Below are 18,695 nucleotides of genomic sequence, written 5' to 3'. Positions count from 1 at the left end.
GGAACGGTCGGTACTGATGTTGGAATGTTCGGCGTAGGAACGGTCGGTACTGATGTTGGAATGTTCGGCGTAGGTATTGTAAACGATCTTTCCGAGTTATAAGAATAAAAATAAGGCCCATAATTCCTGTAAGTACTATAGGGATAAAAATAAAAGCCATCGCTATAAATATAGTGATTCTGGGGACTAAAGGGTGGATAACATATTAGGGGATTGTAGAAGGCGAACCTTGGGTAGGGATAAGAAACGCTGTTATACAAATTAATCACAACTCCTCGTGTTAAACATGAAAGTACCGTTTTTTATGACACCATATGTGACTAGGTGGATGTCCGGTTCATTCAATTTTCACTCGAAAAAGCAGTGAGCCTTAAAAGGGGATTTCAAATTTTTTCATATACCAGTCATCGTCATGTTTCCTGCGGGAAAAATAGGCTTTTCTTTGGTCAAGGAAACCCGACCTTAGAATTGCTAGCTCGATTTGCGAGCTGTTTTGTATCAACATCCTGCATGCTTCGATTCTTTCTTCCTTAAAATGGTTAAAGGCTAGACCCAATATATTAAAATATACATTCTCAAGATTAACCTGGTAAGGTGTTGTTTTTCGGAAGACATGGAGAATTTTCACTTCAGGCTGTACCCAGCAAGTATAACCGAACAACCACATCCTCATAGAGATCTCCACATCTTCGTAGCCCCACACTTTGAACCCGTTATCGAACCCTCCAATATCGAAAAATAGGCTTCGTGAAACCGCATAACATCCCCCCGGTATAACCGCAATTGGTGTAAGTTCTGTTAGGTCAATGTTCCATTCAACTCCCAGATATTTATTCAATGTCTGACCATATCCGCATAAATCCGGTGTAGTCGTATCAGCTATGCCAGGCGTAGTAGCATCGGCGATCCCGTCGCGTATCGGTTGCAACAGACGATCCAACCAATAATCTTCAAAAAAAACATGTGCATCACAAAAGATTAAATATTGTCCTGAGGACTTCATCGCTCCTAAGTTTTTAGCTCTTGCCAAGCCGATCCCTATACTTCTTATAAGCTTCAAGCGGGCCCTGCCTGCATAGGAAGATAGAAAATCACAGCAGCCATCTGTTGATGCATCGTCTATCACGATAATTTCAAAAGAATAGCGGGTTTGCACATTTAACGCTGATTTAATCGTCTTTTGAATATGGGCACCTTCATTTTTGACGGGAATGATTAAAGAAACCTCTGGAGGAGAAAGATTAAGCAAATGAACACCTCGCTTAAAGTCCGTTTCTATCCTTAAAATCGTAAATTTCCCGAAATCTAGCTGAACGCAGACAAAAAGAGATAAAGGTAGAAGAAGCCCGTTTAAGTATACTGTATTTAGATAGTTCATAAAGGGTTTGATCGTATACAGTGAATTGTCCGACTTTCCAAAACAGATCATCGTTCTTTAAATCTGCGGGGTAATGGATCAGATCATACCCGATATAGGAAAAAGGGCGGTATTGCTTATATTTTGGTAGAGCTTCTACAGCCTGGCCTGTCAAGATATGGTCGGAATGATCATTGGGGTTTAACGTCGGGTCCGTCTCAGGATAGTTAATTCTTACTTCTTTGATCCCCTTAGTTTCTAAATCAATAATCTGTTGAAGTGTACAAATGAAATCCTGCCATCCGTAATAAAAGGACGACTGATCCAACGCCTTGATAAAGGAAATATCCTTTGAGCGAAGTTTCCGAAGACTTTGGTAGCCCTGGCTGATGAACCCTTCACCTGCCACATTGCCATCCGGCAACCTAAGAAAATAACATACGGTGTTACCCCCAGACCAACGGTGAATGTTACGCAGATTGATTCGAACCGTTCCCCTCTCTCCGCCCGTATAATCTGTATGAAGCTTACTGAATTCGATAGAGCGCACTGCAGCCTCTTCATTAGCCCTCCAATAATTTTCGTCGCCCCCGGCATCATTTCCGGTTGTGTAAATAAAAATCACCTTAACTGTGTCAGAGGACATTTCCCAAGTCGCTTGAGGATTCATGAAAAGCTGCCAGTCGTCCATATGCGCTACTATAAAGAAAGCTGCTGCATCATAATGTGGCATGAGCCGCGGCCTACCTCCTCTTTATCCTGCATAATGTACCTCTATAGTTTATTGAGAATGCCTTTTCTATATCACACCTGTGGTTTATAACCATACATCTTTTTCACTAAAATGCGCGGTTAGAAAAGGGGTGTCTCCTTGAGCCGAAAGAACTGCCCGTCTAACAAGAAAGGAGGCTCACGTCGAGCCTCCTTTCTTATGTTTACGATGATTACAATCGGCCTTGAACAGCCAACTGTCCTAATGGATTAAAGTAAGAACAGAAAAAGCAGCTAACGGAAGGAAAATTGCCTTTTGGGCTGTTCATTTACAGAATTATAATAAATGCTCATCAGTACACCGATAGCTTTTATTTTTTATGTGATTTCATTATTAAAAATAAGACTGCAATTATTGTTATAACGATAATCATTAAAATTATGATTCCGACTGGCGTTATCAAATACACCATAAGTAACACCTTCTCCCGTTGAGGTTACAGAAGCAGCAGCCCTGCGCTTGCCTGTAGACGCAAAGCATCACTGCAGACAACGTGCCGGTCCCTAGCCGCGGGACTTTGGCGTTTGAATGTGTTCTTTCAAAATCCGAAAGGCACACTGCTGAGATGCTACACATTTATTTTAAGCAAAGAAGCTTTTTACCCCCTTACGTTCATTCCATAAATACCTACAAACCATAAGCCTACAAAAACGACTATGCCCACTATAACCAGTATCAGCAAAATATTGAGCAGCCGGATCGTCAGGCTCCACGGGTTTTTCTCCTTCTTCAGTTTCAGGTTCGAGCGTTCGGTCACAACATTCACCTCATTTAATTAATTGTATTTATAGAAATATCATACATTTTTTCTAGATATTAAGCGAAATATATTTCAAAATCCGCCCGAATCATCACGCAGGCACGGCATCCCGCTTATTTCCATGCAACCTGTCCCGCCATGCCAGCTGCAAAAAGAGCCTTCACCCGGCTTAGACGACCAGGGAAGACTCTTATTCGTTTTACCGCTTGAGCGAAGCGATCAGTTGGCCGGTGGACACGACCTTGGTGTAATCCGCCGGTGTTCCCGTATGGGTGTAGCCGTCCGGCCAGAACGTGGTCGAAGAAGGCGGCGTCGAGTTCGCGGAGGAAAGCACCGTCCACGCACCCGCGCTGTTTCGGAAGCTGATGCCGCTGCACACCACCTGGTTATGGAGCGTATTCCAGTTCGGCAGGGGATTCGGAATCGTCGTAAACGACCGGTCGCAGGCCGCGACTACCAGCCGCGCACTCGTAAGCGAACCGAAAGAGCCCGTCGCGCCGGAAAAAGTTTTCACCACAGTGCCGTTTACTTTGAAGTCCAGCTTGTTCGAACTGTTGACGGACAGCTCGATGGGCACGGTGCTTCCGGCCGCAAGATTGAAGGCCCCGCCATCGTTGGCGGCTCCCGTGTTCCAGAACCAGTGCCACTTGCCGTTTTGCGCTTCCGTATAGTTCGTGGACAGGCCGCACTCGTAATTCGTATTGGACCCGTAAACCCCCAAGTAAAAATTAATAAAACCGCCGGTCGTTCCGACCGATGCGCTGGAAGGCAGCTGGATATTCGTTTTCAGCCCATAAACCGCATCGCTCTTGGTCCACCGTAAAATTTTCGCATACTCCGCCATAGATTGGTTCCTCCTCAGGTTCATTCTAAAGGTAGGAGCTAATCCGGGCGTCTCCCGCCGGACAGCCAAGCCTTGAAAAAAGGCACGGCTTTGCTCCTTCACTTAATAAGGCGAACGGAGCCCGGCTTTTACAACCTTCTTTTGAAATTTTTTTATCTAAAAAAAGAAATCGGCCGGATTGTCACGTCACGCCACGCCTAGCCAAGCTCTCGCGTAATCCAAGTCTTCCAACGCCGCGGGCACTAAAAAAGACGGAGGGACCGGCCTCCTGTCCGACAGGTGCCGTCCTCCGCCTTTTTCGTGCGGTCAGTTATTCTTCTTGCGGATCGCTTTGTTCATCCAGATAGCCGCCATGGCGCCTTCGCCCATCGCAACGGTAAGCTGCTCGGCGTGCACCCCGATATCTCCGGCAACGTAGACGCCCGGGATATTCGTTTCTTTGCTGCGCGGATCGGCCAGCAGATGGCCGTTCTCCATCCGTTCCACGCCGAGCTGCGCGGCCAGACCGGAATGGACGGCATTGCCGCCGAAGCCGAGAAACCCTCTCTCGGCGGACAGCGTCTCGCCGCCGGCCAGCTCCACGCCGCCGATCTTGCCGCCATCCTCCAGGATGGCGGCAATCGGCCCGGCGACGGTGTCGATGCCGGCGTGCTCCAGCTTCTCCTGCAGGTCCGCGTTAACGGGGCTCCGTTCGTGATTCACGAACGTGAGCTTGTCCGTCCGCGGACGCAGGGTCAAAGCCATGCCGGCGCCGGGATTTCCTGCGCCCAGCACGAGCGTCCGGCGGCCCGCCACCTCGTGGCCGTCGCAGTCCGGACATACGTACACCGTATGTCCGAGGCATTCCCGCAGCCCCGGCAGCTCCGGGAAGCGGTCCATCACCCCGGTAGCCAGCAGCAGCGCGGCACCGGTGTATTCGGTGTCCGGCCCGGCCCCGGACTCATCGGGCAGCCCCTGCCCGCCGGGATCGTGCGCCGCCAGCGGATGCCGTCCGCCACGCTCGTCCGGCAGGAGCTTCCGCACGCCGACGCGGAAGCCGGACTCCAGCGAGCCCGCAAGCCGGACGGCCAGTCCTTCGGCGAACGCGACGCCCAGCGCCTCGGCCTGCCCCCGGCCCGTGCGTCGCAGCTCTTCGCCGGATATCCCGTCGGGGTAGCCGAGCACGTTATGGTAGTTAGCGCACAGAGTGGAGCGGCCGTATCCCGCGTCAATAACCAGGACGCGATGACCGTAGCGTCCAAGCTGAATGGCCGCCTGCAAGCCTGCAATTCCTCCTCCGACAATAATCGAATCGTATGTCATAAGTCACCTTCTTTTATAGTAGAGAGACAAGTGAAACGACGTCAAACCTTCTCTTTACTATACCCTTCGCTTACAAAATGTAATCGGTTCGATTACACGCTCATCAGGTTCAGGCAGCCTTTTTCCGGGCGCCGCACCACATGCCGAGAACTGCACGCGGTTTGAAACGTCCGGTGTCAATCCAGCCGGTCAGCGAAGCAAAGTCAGCACCGTCTTTACCGTGTTATCGGCGAATTGCCGGTCCGGGCGGGATTTCAGCATAACGGTAAGCCCGATCAGCGAAACCAGCAGAGCCTGGGCTGTTCCTCTTGCTTCCAGTGCCGCATCCAGCTCCCCCGCTCGTATGCCCCGTTCAATCGTTTCCTGGAAAATTACCGAGAGGTACAGTTGATGCTCCCTGGTAAGAATCTCGAATTTCTCATCGTGGGGCGCCAGCTCCACCATCGTGTTAATACTGAAGCATCCCCGGTTCAGGCTTCCCTCGTATTCATCCGCTACGATCCCTTCGAACAAAGCGCAAAAGGCGTCTTTTACGGAAGTGCGGCTTTGCAGTTTGGCCCGGACGCGAGCGGCGTGAGCCTGTGTATAGCTGCGCAGGGCGGCCTCGAACAGCTCTTTCTTACTGCCGAAAGCGGCGTACATGCTCGGCCGCTGGATGCCCATTCTGGCCGTCAATTCGGTTAACGAAGCGGCCTCGTATCCTTTTTCCCAAAACAACCGCATGGCCGCATCCAAGGCAGCGTCCTCATCGAATTCTCTTTGCCGGACCATAGGAACACCCCTTAATATATCGTTCAGTATGTTATCATTTTAGTTTCCCTTCTGGTTCTTGTCAATAAATCAAGGGCTTCTGTTGTATGACACCTGACGACACCCCTAGTATTGGTTGAAAATATGGTGTTACAGCTCTTTTTAATTTACGCTGCGTCTTCAAACGTCCCTTGACAGATGTGTTTTTTGCTGGTAATTTAACAATTATTATGTACCGTTCGGTATATTATAAACTTTAAAATTCACCCAAAGGAGTGAAATGAACATGGTTTCCCCCTGCAAAATCGGCTCTCCCGCCGGACAAACGGATGGCGCATCCGATGCGAAAGCAGCGTCAGACGTTGCCGTTGTAGACGCTTCAGTCCCGACTCCGGCTGCGGCTCACCATCAAAATCAGACGTCGGCATCGGATTTGAAACCGGCACCGACCTCGTTATTTGCTTCGGCATCGTCACCAAATTCGCCACCGAAATGGAGGTCGAAAGCGCAATCCCATTCCGCATCGCCTTCGGCTCCAGCCTCATTCCCCGTTCCGGCATCGGCCCCGTCTTCCTTGTCCGCTTCGAAGGCGCTGCTTTTCTCCGCCGCATCCGGGCTTGCCGTAGCCAACATTTACTACGCTCAGCCTCTGCTCGACGCTCTTGCGTCCGAATTCGGGGTAGCTCCCGCTGCCGTGGGCCTTGTCGTTACCGTAACTCAGATTTGTTACGCTCTGGGCCTGCTGCTCGTCCCCCTCGGGGATCTGCTGAACCGGCGGCGGCTGATCGTCGTTCAGATGCTGCTCTCGGCGGGCGCTCTCCTGATCGTCGGCACCGCCCCGTCCGCTCCGGTACTGCTGGCCGGACTGGCCGCTGTCGGGCTGCTCGCCGTCGTGACTCAAGTGCTTGTCGCCTACGCCTCCACCCTTGCCTCCTCCGCTGAACGGGGGCGCGTCGTAGGCGTGGTGCAGAGCGGCATCGTAATCGGAATCCTGCTGGCGCGAACCTTCGCCGGCACTCTGACGGACCTGGCCGGCTGGAGATCGGTTTATCTCACCTCGGCACTGCTGATGTTCGCGACGGGCGCCGCCCTGTACCGGATTTTGCCGGATGTTCTTCACAAAAAGACGGAGCTCTCTTATCCGCAGCTGCTCCGGTCGGTTTTCGCTTTGTTTATGGAAGAACGCCTGCTGCGGATACGCGCTGTCCTGGCTTTCCTGATCTTTACCGCGTTCAGCACCTTGTGGACCGGCCTTGTCCTCCCTCTCAGCGCGCCTCCGCTGTCGCTTTCCCATACGGCTGTCGGCGCATTCGGCCTTGCCGGAGCAGCCGGGGCTTTAGCTGCCGCCAGAGCGGGCAGGCTGGCCGACCGGGGCTTGGGACAGCGAACCACCGGATTGGCTCTGGTTCTGCTGCTGGCGTCCTGGGGCTTTATCGGATTCACGCCCCATTCGCTGGCAGCCGCGGTCGTTGGCGTGATTCTGCTGGACCTTGCCGTACAGGCCGTCCATGTGACGAACCAGAGCCTGATCTTCACCGTACGTCCAGAAGCACGCAGCCGGTTGACTGCCGGATACATGATCTTCTACTCGCTCGGCAGCGCCACCGGAGCGATTGCATCGACAAGCTTGTACGCCATCGGCGGCTGGAACGGAGTGTGCCTTTTCGGGGCTGGCGTCAGCGGGCTGGCCCTTCTCTTTTGGGCCGTTACACGAGGGCGTGGTTCCGAATAAACAAAAGCGGTCCCCTTACGGATAAGGGACCGCCTTTCCTCCGTTTACCGGTTCTTCCTTCATCTTCGTTCTGCATTCTTACGCTTCCTTCCCTTACTGAGAGCCGCTCCCCGCCATACATCCGCAAGCTTTGCCACACACAAAAAAACGCCTGCGATTCACATCGCAAGCGTTTCTTAAGCTTTTTCCTTACTGCGCGGTTTTCCCCTTAAGGTTGTCCCACGTTTTCTGGAAGTCGTCGAACATTTGATCTTTCGTTTTCTTGCCGGCTACATAAGCCTGCATCGTGGCTCCGAATTCCTGCATGGCGCCTTCCGGATACTTGGAGGAGTTCCAGCCCAGAACTTTGTTCTCTTTGCTGTACGTCATAATATCCGCGGCCAAGTCGCCGAGATCTTCGGCTTTGGCTTCGATGTTCGTGAAGGCCGGAATGAATTTGAAGTCATGGGTGATAAACGTTTTGCCCGCATCGGAAGAGACGAGCCAGTTCAAAAATTCTTTGGCTTCGGCTTTGACTTTGGAGTTCTTGTTGATAACCCAGTTGTTCGGAACGCCGACGTAAAGCTTGTCCGTTTGAGCCGCGTCGTCGCTGATCGGCATCGGCAGAATACCGATGTTCAGATCTTTGTTGATGCCGTCGATCTGAACTTGCGTCCAGTTGCCCTGCTGCATCATAGCGGCCTGGCCGTTCGCGAACATCGTGACCTGCGTGTTGTAATCGGTCGTCAGCGGATTTTTGTTGCTGTATTTCAGGGTCAGATCCACCATTCTGGTCCACTGCTCGAAGACCGGGTTGCCCTTGAATTTCTCGGTTCCGGCGTTCAGGCCGGCGATAAATTTGTTGGAATCCGGCTGGTTGGCGAACGCGACGTTAAGCGTATGGTTGCCCAGCACCCACCATTCCTGGTAGCCGTTCGCGAACGGCGTGATACCCGCCGCCTGAAGTTTCTTCGAGGCTTCGTCGAGCTGGGTCAGCGTTTTGGGCAGCTCGGTGATGCCGGCTTTCTTGAACAGGTCCTTGTTGTAAATGAAGCCGTAGCCTTCCAGTCCCATCGGCTGTCCGTAGATTTTGCCGTCCTTGGTCATCGGTTCTTTCGCAACCGGAACAAGGTCTTTTACCCAGGGCTGGTCGGAGAGATCTTCGAGATGTTCCATCCACGTGTTCATTTCCTGGAAGCCGCCGTTGTTGAAAATGTCCGGCGTATCGCCGCCGGCAAACTTCGCCTTAAGCGCCGCGCCGTAATCCGCGCCTCCGCCTACGGTCTGGATGTCCAGCTTCACGCCGGGATGCGTTTTTTCGTATTCGGCTTTGACTTTGTTCAGCGCTTCCGCGATTTCAACTTTAAATTGAAAAATTTTAATCGTTTTCGTTCCGCCTTCGGCCGCATTGCCGCCATCCGCGGTTTTACCGGAATCGCCGCTTCCGCAGCCTGCGAGCACGGTGGACATCGCGAATACGGAAACGAGTGCGAGTGTAGAAAGCTTTTTCATGGTGAAACCTCCCTTTATGGTCTTGCTTCTTTCTCGATGACTTCTTCTTCATTATAGAGACCGGAAAAAGCCGTTAACACGTAGGCTGTTGATCTGTTGAGTGGAACAAATTGACCTCACGCGCTTTGTCAGATCCGTATGTCAGCCTTTAACCGATCCGGCCGTAATGCCTTCGATAATATAGCGCTGCATGGCCAGGAAGAAAATGATAATCGGCGTAATCCCGAGCACGAGCGCCGGCAGAGCCAGATCCCACTGCTTCATATATTGGCCGAAGAACGAGAACGTGGCCAGCGGAATGGTCCGCAGGGACTGATTTTGCAGGACGAGCGACGGCAGCAGATAATCGTTCCACGTCCAGAGAGCGTTGAGAATGATGACGGTTACGAACATCGGCTTAAGCAGCGGCAGCACGATGCGCCAGAACACGCCGTAAGGGGACGTTCCGTCCACGACAGCCGACTCTTCGATCTCCAAAGGAATCGATTTCACGAATCCGTGGAAGAGGAAGATCGCCATCGGCGCCCCGAATCCCAGGTAGCAGATGATCAGGCCCCACAGGCTGTCCATCAAGCCTACGCCGGAGAGGACCTTCACGAGAGGAATCATGATCGACTGGAACGGGATGACCATCGCGGCCACAAACATGCCGAACAGGACTTGGTTGAGGCGGCTTTTATAGCGCACCAGCCGGTAAGCCGCCATGGCGCTGATGAGCGCGATGCCGATGTTGCTGATCACGGTAACGATCAGAGAGTTCCAGAAGACGGTCGGGAATTTGGTGATGCTCCAGGCCCGCTTGTAATTCTCGAAGTGAAACGATTCCGGCCAGCTGGCGGCATTGGAAAGCAGGTCGCCGAAGCTTTTCACGGAGTTCACGAGAAGGAAGTAAAACGGGACAAGGAACAGAAGAGCGATGACAAACGTTACGATTTCGGCGATAAACACACGCCCGGAGTAACGGTTTTGTGCTTCCATTTACGCTTCGACCTCCTTGCTTTTCGTGAATCGGACCTGCAGCCACGTGATGACCGCGACGACGATGAAGAACACCAGCGCCTTGGCTGTTCCGAGACCGTACCGGTTGTTCTGGAACGCTTCGCTGTAAATATTCATCGCGACGGATTCGGTCGAGCGGAAAGGTCCGCCTTTCGTCAGCGACAAATTGAGATCGAACATTTTGAACGTCCACGAGATGGCGAGGAACAGGCAGACGGTAACGGCCGACATGATGAGCGGAATCATAATGGAGCGCAGAACTTGTCCCTGCGTAGCTCCGTCGATCTGTGCCGCTTCGATCACGTCTTTGGGCACGTTGCTGAAAGCCGCGATGTAAATGACCATCAGATACCCGGCTGTCTGCCAGACGAACACGATGACAATGCCCCAGAAGGCGGTGGTCGAATCTCCGAGCCACGGTAGGTTGAAGAAGCCGATTCCCGTCATTTCACCGATAGCGGAGAACCCTTTTACGAAAATAAACTGCCAAATAAATCCGAGTAGAAGCCCGCCGATTACGTTCGGCATAAAGAAGATGGTTCTCAGGAAATTCCGGGTCTTAAGCGGTCTCGTCAGCAGATACGCCAGAACGAATCCGACCAGATTGGACAGCACGACGCCCACGATCGTAAACCGGACGGTAAACCAGAACGCACTCCAGAAATCTTGATCCTGGGTAAAGATTCTTTTAAAATTATCAAAGCCCACCCAACTGACTTCGCCGGATACCCCGTTCCAGTTCGTGAACGAGTAGTACATGCCGAGCAGGAAAGGGATGATAATGATCAGGGTAAAGAACAGGACCGCAGGTCCGAGAAAAAATAATTGCTGACCCCATTGCGATGAACGCTTATGCATCTGTCTTCCTCCTTTTTCTACGGAAGGTTGTGTATTTAGTATAGGGCGCTCCACCCGCTCCCCACTACCGCACGAGGTGAACCGTTAGGTGGAATATATTGATCTGAGGAGTCTGCCCGATGAACAAAAGCAGCATTCGTACACGCCTCATCCTGCTCATGCTGGCCGCAACCGTCATTCCGATCGTCATCTCCATGATCGTCACGTATTTCTACACCACCCGTTCGGTCGGAACGAAGCTGATTCAGGAGAACGCGAACCTGATTTACCAGGGCAAAACGAATGTACAGGCGTACATGGACACGCTGAACCGCAACTCGCTCTCCCTCTATAACGATCCGGGCATTCTACTGATGCTCCGGCGGAATGTGCATGATTACACGAACGAAGCCCAGACCTATACCCTGCTGCAAAATATGACTCACTCCGTGGACGGCATTTACCAGATCTATTTCTATATGGCAAAAGCCCGCAGGTCTACGCTGCTCATCGGGGATATCCCGAAGCGCGGCTACGATACGGATAATTTCAGCGAGCCTTATACGACCGGCAACCCGTCTTCCGTCGTGGAGCCCACGCATATGAGTTCCATTTACGGCCTGGGGCAGAGTCCACCTTATTATGACCCCCGCCCCGTCATTACATTACACCGGGCCATCTACAACGTCCCGACGACGGAATGGCTGGGAACTTTGTCGATCGATATCAAGCTGGAGGCGATTCAGGACATTGCCGACCAGCTTTTTAACAAGCAGCACGAACGTCTTTACCTGCTCGACCAGTCGGGCATGGTCGTTTATTCCGGGGACAGCGCTCTGATCGGCAAGCCCCTCTCCGATGCCTGGACGGGCCCGATTCTGGAGTCGAAGGAACCGCGCGGACGGCTGGAACTGAACAAGTCGGTTTATTTGTACGAAAAAATGGACACCCCTTACATGAAGTGGACGCTCGTGAAGGAAATCCCGCACAGCTATCTGTATGAAGGGGCGCGGAGCCTGACCCAGATCAATATCATCATCGCGGCGGTCTCCCTGCTGCTCGTCATTGCGGCCACTCTGTTCGTGACGATCCGCATTACCGCCCCGATCAAAAAACTGATCGGAACGATCAATCAGATCCAAGCCGGTAATCTGACGGCCCGCGTAGACGGCGAAGGGCAGGATGAAATCGGCATTCTGGTCCGCCGGTTCCGCACGATGATGGAGACGATCAACAACCTGATTCTGCGGGAGTACAGGCTAAACATCGCCAATAAAACGAATCAGTTGAAGGCGCTGCAGGCCCAGATCAACCCGCATTTCATGAACAATGCGCTGCAGTCCATCGGCACGCTGGCTCTCCAGCATAACGTCCCGCGCATCTACTCGCTGATCAACTCGCTGGCGAAAATGATGCGCTACAGCATGAACACGAACCAGGAAGCCGTCCCGCTCTCCATGGAAATCGGCCATGTGAAAGCGTATCTGGAACTCCAGAAGGAGCGGTTCGAGGGCAAATTCCGCACGGACTTCGAACTGGACGAAGCCGCTCTCGGCATCGAGGTTCCGAAGATGATCATTCAGCCGCTGGTGGAAAACTATTTCAAGCACGGCTTCGATCCGAAGCTCGGCCCCGGGCATCTGACTGTACGGGTCCGGCTCGAACCCGGCGGTGAGACGGGATCCGATGAGATCCCGCTCGAACCGGGCGGAGAAGCGGGGCCAGACGGGATCGGCGCAGAGAGCGGACCCGCAGCCGGCGGCGACGCCGCTCCGAGAATCGCGCCGGAATCCCGGACGGACGAAGATTCCGCTGCGGCGGACGCGTCGCCCGCTTCCGGCGGGCCCCGCGCAAGGCCCGTCCTCTTCGTGGAAGTCGAGGACAACGGACGCGGCATCCCGGAGGACGAGCTGACGGAACTGCAAGCCGGACTTGCCGTTATGCGCGAGGAGACCGGGATGGACGAAGAAGGAGGAATCGGGATCGGCAACGTGAGGACGAGACTGCGCCTTTACTTCGATCCGCAAGCTTCGCTGACACTTGAAAATACGGACCCGCATGGCGTCCGGATTACGATGCGCATTCCGCTCGGGGAGGATACCACAACATGATCGCATTACTCGTAGACGATGAGAAACACGTCCGCAATGCTCTGCGGATGCTGATCAAATGGGAAGAACACGGCATTTCGCAAATATTCGAGGCGGAGAACGGAGAAGAAGCCATTGAGGTGATCGGGCGCGAAAAGCCCCAGATCATCATCACGGATATGATGATGCCGGTAAGGGGCGGCGTGGAGCTGCTCCAATGGCTGCAGGCCAACGACCCTTCCGCCAAATCAATCGTAATCAGCGGCCACGATGATTTTGCTCTCGTCCGCCATACGATCCAATACGGCGGAACCGACTATATCCTGAAGCCGATCGATCCGGATCAGGTCAACGAGGCGCTGGCCAAAGCGGTCGCCAGTTGGAACAAAGAAGAGAGTGAACGCTCCCGGAGCCTGGAGCGGAACATCGAGATGAACCGCATCAAGCCGGTCTACTGGGACCGGCAGTTGTCCGGGCTGCTCGACGAGCCCGCGCAGAATCCGGGCGCCGTCCGGGATCTGCAGGCCGACTGGGGCCTTCCGGCGGGAACGGGCTCGTGCCGTATCGCCATCCTCAGCATGGTCACAATGGAGACGAAGCTGAAGAACAAATTCGGCCGCAACACGGACCTGCTCTTCTTCTCGCTGATCAACATCTGCAACGAGTTTCTGCATCGCCGCAGCCGCGGGGCCGCCTTCCGCTACTGGAGCTCCAACGAGATCGTGCTCCTGGTGTGGGGCGAGCCGGATAAGGTCCCCGCCCTTCTCGGAGACATCAACGAAGGCATCTTGACCGCCCTGCACAGCCGGCTCGATTTCGGGCTAAGCGTAGCGCACGCCTTCCCGGACGGCCTTCCGGCGGCTTACCGCGAAGCCCGCGACGCGCTGCGCCAGCGCAATCTGCTTAGCCGCGGCGGCTGGATTCACGAGGCTGTCCGGCCCGAAGGCCTCCAGCCCCGGCGGCTGCGCTTCAGCGATTTCGAGGAGGTGATCCGGACGGCGATCCGCAGCGGCAGCGCCGAAGAGATCTCCTCCGCCGTGCAGGCGTGGTTCGACGGCGTGCGGAGCCTGAGCGCCATTACGCTCGAGCAGATCGAGCAGTGGCGCCACGAAGCGGACACCATGCGGGGCCGATGGATCGAGGACTTCTTCCCGGACGGTCCCGAAGAGCTGCTCGCGGAGCTGCGCTCGGAAACCGGGAACGGGCAGACCATCGTCCCGCTGAACGAGCAGGGCACGCTCTCGCTTGCCGACTGGCAGCAGGAGCTGACGCATTCGTTCGTCCAGCTTTCGAAGCAGCTGCTCAAAAGGCAGCACCGCGAGAAGAACGTCATCTACGACATCGCGAAATATTTGCAGACGCATTATCACGAGGAAATTTCCCTGCAGGATATCGCCGGCCGCTTTTTCCTCTCCCGTGAATATATTTCGCGCAAGTTCAAGCAGGAGTTCGGTACGAATCTGTCCGACTATCTGGGCTCCATCCGCATCGACAAAGCGAAGCTGCTCATGATGAATCCCAACCTGCGGATTTCCCAGGTCAGCGAAATGGTCGGGTACGGCGATGAGAAATATTTCAGCAAAGTGTTCAAAAAAGTGACCGGCTGCTCGCCGAATGAATACCGGAAAGCCAACCAGCCGATGATGTAATAACCTTGTTCACATTTTTGTCATTTTCTTTTGAACGGTGATTGGGTATAATTAGGCTAACGTATGTTTACTTGGAGGTGCGCTTGGATGTCTCATGCTTTCTGGATCATTATTGCAGTGCTTACCATGTTTATCGTGGCCATCTTCACATCTTCGTACAACGAGGATAAAACCAAAGGCCTGTAAGTTTCGCCTGTTATGCGGAAATAAACGAAAGCCCTGGATATGAAATGATCCCCACCCTAGCAAGCAGAATGAATTTCTTGTTCTGTCCGGCTGCGGTGGGGATTTTTTTATGGGAGCAGGGAGACATGGGAACGATACCGTTTCCTGTACAAAGAGCGGAGGAAAGCGACATGAAAGAAATCATCACCGAGTCCATGAAAAGCCTTAAAGAAGCAATCGGATTTTCCGGTACAGCCCTCGCAAGAAACAAGGACGAGATCCTCGTGAACTTCAGCAGCGGCTATGCCAATCGTTCCGAAGGGATCCGTAATCGGGCAGATACCCGCTTTGGAATAGCATCCGGGTGCAAGCTGTTTACAGCCGTAGCAATCTGCCAACTAGTGGAGAAGGGTCAACTCTCTTACGATTCCAGGCTGCAGGACTGTCTCCCTTTAGAGTTCAAACATTTTGATCCAGAAATCACGATTCATCATTTGTTAACGCATACTTCCGGAATACCTGACTATTTCGATGAAGAGACTATGGATAATTTCGAAGACTTATGGACCCATTATCCCATGTACCGCGTCAGACGGCCTCAAGATTTCCTCCCCTTGTTTGCGGATAAGAAGATGAAGCATGAGGTCGGTCGTGTGTTCCATTACAACAACGGAGGCTATATTGTTTTGGGACTGGTCGTTGAACACCTCAGCGGACTCGCATTCAGCGACTATGTAGAGAAATTTATTTTTGCCAAAGCGGGCATGATGGATTCCGGATACTTCGAAGCGGATTGTTTGCCTGAACGTACGGCAGTCGGTTATATCGATCAAGAAGACGGAAGTTGGAAAACCAATGTATTTTCGCTTCCCGCCAAAGGCGGCCCGGACGGCGGCGCTTATGTAACGGCACCGGATATGACGAGATTCTGGGAAAGTTTAATGACATTTGAATTATTGAGCGAAGAAACGACCGCTGCGCTGCTGCAGCCCCATGTGCATATAACTAACGATATTTACTATGGATACGGACTTCGAATGAAGCTTCGGCAGCAGGACGTAGAGAAGTATATTTTAATGGGGTATGATCCGGGCGTGAACTTCAGGTCTGTTTATTATCCCGAAGAGGCACGTTCTATCGTGGTTTGTTCCAACAAATCGGGCGGAGCTTTCGAAATCATTTCCGGCATTGAACAAGAATGTACCGGGCAAAAAAGGGGCTGATTTCTCAGCTCCTTTAGTCGATTCGGCCTGCATCAGAATCCGATCGCCAAGGCTTAGGGATAACTGACCACCCGGTGCCGCGCAAAACCGAGATAACGGGTGCCTTGAAAATTCAGCTTCCCCATATCCCCCTCCACAAGTTGGCCGTATTCGGACCCGCTTATCCGAAACTCGATCCGGTCGCCGCTCTCCACCTCGAACGTGACGAAGTATGCCGTGTCCGTGGAATGGCTGTGCATGGATTCGTTCGAAGCCGAATGATGGTGGGATACCTGCGTGCGCTTCGTGGCGACCCGCGCTTCTACCGTCAGTATCGGCTGCTTGTTGTTATGGTTCCACTGCAGAATACTCCTCACTATGGTAAATCCGATAAAAGCCAGAATGGCGATGAAAAAGATAGGGAACAACGCCGATATGAGACCGAACATCCCCGGTCCGTCTCCGAATCCTATGCCGTCTATGTTTATCACGGCTCTCTCTCCTCTCTATTCCGCATCTGAAAGATCTGTCCTGATTTTACCATATCCCCTTGCTTTTAGGGGGTCAAAAAAAAGACAATGCCATAAAAAGACGCCGTCTCCCGAAGGAAACGGCGTCTTTTTAACTTCTGTGTTTGATCTTCTCGGTAAAAATAGGCAATAAGCCCTAACTAAACTCTCGGTTGTTTCATTGCGTTCATTTCACCCAGACAATTGGAACAGATGTGACGCTCTTTAAATTCGTTAACATGATCCATCTCACCGCAGAACACGCATTTCGGGCGGTATCTCTCTAGGATGATATGGTCCCCTTGTACTAAAATTTCGACCGGATCGCCTTCGTTCATTTGGTATCTTTTACGCAGCGATTTAGGTAATACGATACGTCCAAGCTGATCCACTTTACGGACAACCCCAGCTGGTTTCATCATTGTGCCACTCACCTCATTTCACCGAAGTATAATCGGCTTTACAATCTTTACCCATTTTTATTCGCCAAATTTCTGCTAATTCCTTCTAACTTCGTTATATTCTTTTTAATTAGGGATATAAAACGGAGAAGATTGCAAGATTCCAAAGCACCAGAGCAAAAGAACCTTTGTCCGGCTCGCAAATTAGCCCGGATATGCCTATACGCCTAGTAAATTTTCCCGAAAAATCGTCCGGCTTCCCTTTCCGCGAATACCGCACTGCTGCTTTAGGCTCATGCAATCCCGTAACAAATCCCGGTCTCTCCGGTTTTTCAAGAATCCGAAATGAACCTTCCGGCCCACGTCCGCCTGTAACCAGATCCCGTTTATCCCGCGGCACCATCCGGCCTTTTATGTAGCACGGTAAGGCATCTGCCCCATCAAACCATTTGTCAAGGAGAGGGAATCGTTGAAACCGGCGAAATTGGATAAAGCTTAGTTCCTGCCATCTTCCATAAACATAACATACATTCCAACTAAATATAACAGACAAGTATAAAGGAAGAAAAAAACTAGGAAAGCTAGGTTCCGTTCGTAAGTTCCTTCTTTTCGGAAAGAAGGGAGGTGAAATCAGAAGACATCAACGAAGCCATTCCCGTATCCGCCGGGGCCTTGATTATCCTGCTCTGAGGACCCTGAGAAGAGGGCTGATTTCCTTCTCCTTAGGTTTTTTTCAGGCTACCCAGATCCAAAATTATTCACTTGTTAAATAATAAGAAACCGTTGATTATTCCATTATTCTTAGACCATTTCATAGTGAGTTTTTGGTCGATCAAATTATATTGATAAATTGACCTCAATTTGGCCGTAGTACCACTTTCATCTTTTAGTACCTTTGCATCATTTGCGGCAGCAAGAAAATAAATTTTCCTTCCTTCCTGTAAATATTGTGCCTGTTGCAAATTGGATAGTTTATTTTGGGCGCTTTCAAATATAGAAAAATATGTTCCGTCATCAGTTCTCATTTCATTAATGACATAATTTGAACCTTCATTAGGATTACTCACGGATGTAAACAGTATCTTTTCTCCACTTGTTGATACGGAAATATCTTGAACTTGTACATTAATCTGTCCAATCTCTTTTAGTTGTCTGCCTTTATCATCAAACATAACGAAGCGATGTAGGGGGGATTTAAATGTTGTATGATTATTGTTGAACTCCACAAGATTATGATAGAGTTCTTTTTCGGAGTAAATAACTGCATATACCAAGCCTGTTCGTTTATTGAAATCAAAAAACTTAACACTTCTATCTTTATTTCCTTCATTCCATACAACCATTTTTTTAGTTTTAAGATCTAGGGTAGCTATATGAAAGTTTTTATCTCCTTTAAGAAGAACCCTCATGTACATTTTCTGATTTTCTTCATCTAATTTAAGGGTGTCAACTGATTTAAAATTTTTAGTAAGTTGAGATATATTACTTGTCTTCAAATCTTTTTTGAATAGTTGAGTATCACTATTCGAATCAAAATCCGTGTAATAAAGTTCATTTTTATTGTTTGACAGCACAGCAGTAGGGAAATCTGCCGCTTTTTTTATGTTAACCAGATCATCCGTATTTTTATGGTGGAAAAAATAGCTCACCGTAAGATTTTGATCTGTAAACAAGATAAGCATATCTTGATAGTCAGATTCACTAGAAGTATTTTTATGTACGACAAGGACAGTTCCAATTGTTATAAATACTGCAAGAATGATTATTATCTTAAGTTTCATCCCATTTGCTCCTCGTCATGATCTATTTCTAATTTTTGCATGCTTACTTTTTAT

Annotated in this window: 16 protein-coding genes; 4 read left to right on the top strand and 12 right to left on the bottom strand. The window is 51.3% G+C overall.

What is annotated here, in order from left to right; translation table 11 throughout:
- Positions 1–370 precede the first annotated feature (370 nt).
- The 6 genes from HMPREF1207_RS18410 to HMPREF1207_RS18385 form a co-directional block, all read right to left on the bottom strand.
- Positions 371–1,249 (bottom strand): glycosyltransferase family 2 protein, encoded by an 879-nt coding sequence (locus tag HMPREF1207_RS18410; protein ID WP_009676201.1) that lies wholly within the window; start codon positions 1,247–1,249, stop codon positions 371–373.
- A gap of 13 nt (positions 1,250–1,262) precedes the next feature.
- Entirely contained in the window at positions 1,263–2,090 is an 828-nt protein-coding gene (locus HMPREF1207_RS18405) for a PIG-L family deacetylase (RefSeq protein ID WP_009676168.1), read from the bottom strand.
- A gap of 637 nt (positions 2,091–2,727) precedes the next feature.
- Positions 2,728–2,886, bottom strand: a complete 159-nt coding sequence (locus tag HMPREF1207_RS29885; RefSeq protein WP_009676110.1) for a hypothetical protein — start codon at positions 2,884–2,886, stop codon at positions 2,728–2,730.
- Positions 2,887–3,088: 202 nt separating this feature from the next.
- Positions 3,089–3,733, bottom strand: a complete 645-nt coding sequence (locus HMPREF1207_RS18395) for a hypothetical protein (protein WP_009676086.1) — start codon at positions 3,731–3,733, stop codon at positions 3,089–3,091.
- A gap of 306 nt (positions 3,734–4,039) precedes the next feature.
- A complete protein-coding gene (locus HMPREF1207_RS18390) occupies positions 4,040–5,035 on the bottom strand; it encodes an NAD(P)/FAD-dependent oxidoreductase (protein WP_009676231.1) in 996 nt (331 codons plus the stop codon).
- A 189-nt stretch (positions 5,036–5,224) separates the two neighbouring features.
- Positions 5,225–5,806, bottom strand: a complete 582-nt coding sequence (locus HMPREF1207_RS18385; protein WP_009676210.1) for a TetR/AcrR family transcriptional regulator — start codon at positions 5,804–5,806, stop codon at positions 5,225–5,227.
- A gap of 265 nt (positions 5,807–6,071) precedes the next feature.
- Between HMPREF1207_RS18385 and HMPREF1207_RS18380 the strand changes: the two genes are divergently transcribed.
- Entirely contained in the window at positions 6,072–7,517 is a 1,446-nt protein-coding gene (locus HMPREF1207_RS18380) for an MFS transporter (protein WP_009676178.1), read from the top strand.
- A 189-nt stretch (positions 7,518–7,706) separates the two neighbouring features.
- Here HMPREF1207_RS18380 and HMPREF1207_RS18375 read toward each other — a convergent pair whose 3' ends face one another.
- The 3 genes from HMPREF1207_RS18375 to HMPREF1207_RS18365 all read right to left on the bottom strand — a co-directional run bounded on the left by HMPREF1207_RS18375 (position 7,707) and on the right by HMPREF1207_RS18365 (position 10,865).
- Positions 7,707–9,008 (bottom strand): ABC transporter substrate-binding protein, encoded by a 1,302-nt coding sequence (locus tag HMPREF1207_RS18375; RefSeq protein ID WP_009676202.1) that lies wholly within the window; start codon positions 9,006–9,008, stop codon positions 7,707–7,709.
- A 141-nt stretch (positions 9,009–9,149) separates the two neighbouring features.
- Positions 9,150–9,986, bottom strand: a complete 837-nt coding sequence (locus tag HMPREF1207_RS18370) for a carbohydrate ABC transporter permease (protein ID WP_009676204.1) — start codon at positions 9,984–9,986, stop codon at positions 9,150–9,152.
- Positions 9,987–10,865 carry a carbohydrate ABC transporter permease gene (locus HMPREF1207_RS18365; protein ID WP_009676154.1) on the bottom strand — a complete coding sequence of 293 codons (879 nt, stop codon included), beginning with the start codon at positions 10,863–10,865 and terminating at the stop codon, positions 9,987–9,989.
- Between the two features lie 119 nt (positions 10,866–10,984).
- On the opposite strand from HMPREF1207_RS18365, the gene HMPREF1207_RS18360 reads away from it, so the two are divergent.
- The 3 genes from HMPREF1207_RS18360 to HMPREF1207_RS18350 all read left to right on the top strand — a co-directional run bounded on the left by HMPREF1207_RS18360 (position 10,985) and on the right by HMPREF1207_RS18350 (position 15,971).
- Complete coding sequence (locus tag HMPREF1207_RS18360) at positions 10,985–12,955, top strand: cache domain-containing sensor histidine kinase (protein WP_009676124.1); 1,971 nt, start codon at positions 10,985–10,987, stop codon at positions 12,953–12,955.
- The gene (locus HMPREF1207_RS18355; protein WP_009676118.1) at positions 12,952–14,583 is read left to right on the top strand and encodes a response regulator; all 1,632 of its coding nucleotides are present in this window, start codon (positions 12,952–12,954) and stop codon (positions 14,581–14,583) included. Before HMPREF1207_RS18360 ends, HMPREF1207_RS18355 begins: the two co-directional genes overlap by 4 nt.
- Before the next feature lie 356 nt (positions 14,584–14,939).
- On the top strand, positions 14,940–15,971 hold the full coding sequence (locus tag HMPREF1207_RS18350) for a serine hydrolase domain-containing protein (RefSeq protein ID WP_016423869.1): 1,032 nt from the start codon (positions 14,940–14,942) through the stop codon (positions 15,969–15,971).
- A 53-nt stretch (positions 15,972–16,024) separates the two neighbouring features.
- Here the strand turns inward: HMPREF1207_RS18350 and HMPREF1207_RS18345 are convergent, their stop codons facing one another.
- From HMPREF1207_RS18345 to HMPREF1207_RS18335, 3 genes are all read right to left on the bottom strand, one after another.
- On the bottom strand, positions 16,025–16,441 hold the full coding sequence (locus HMPREF1207_RS18345; protein WP_009676205.1) for a DUF2500 domain-containing protein: 417 nt from the start codon (positions 16,439–16,441) through the stop codon (positions 16,025–16,027).
- Positions 16,442–16,620: 179 nt separating this feature from the next.
- Entirely contained in the window at positions 16,621–16,878 is a 258-nt protein-coding gene (locus HMPREF1207_RS18340) for an AbrB/MazE/SpoVT family DNA-binding domain-containing protein (RefSeq protein WP_170318711.1), read from the bottom strand.
- A gap of 740 nt (positions 16,879–17,618) precedes the next feature.
- Positions 17,619–18,641, bottom strand: coding sequence for a hypothetical protein (locus HMPREF1207_RS18335; protein ID WP_009676220.1), 1,023 nt, complete (start codon positions 18,639–18,641; stop codon positions 17,619–17,621).
- Between the last annotated feature and the right edge of the window lie 54 nt (positions 18,642–18,695).

The sequence above is a fragment of the Paenibacillus sp. HGH0039 genome (assembly GCF_000411255.1).
GTDB lineage: Bacteria > Bacillota > Bacilli > Paenibacillales > NBRC-103111 > Paenibacillus_F.
The sequence above is the reverse complement of the archived record's forward strand: the minus strand, read 5'-3'. Positions and strand labels throughout refer to the sequence as shown.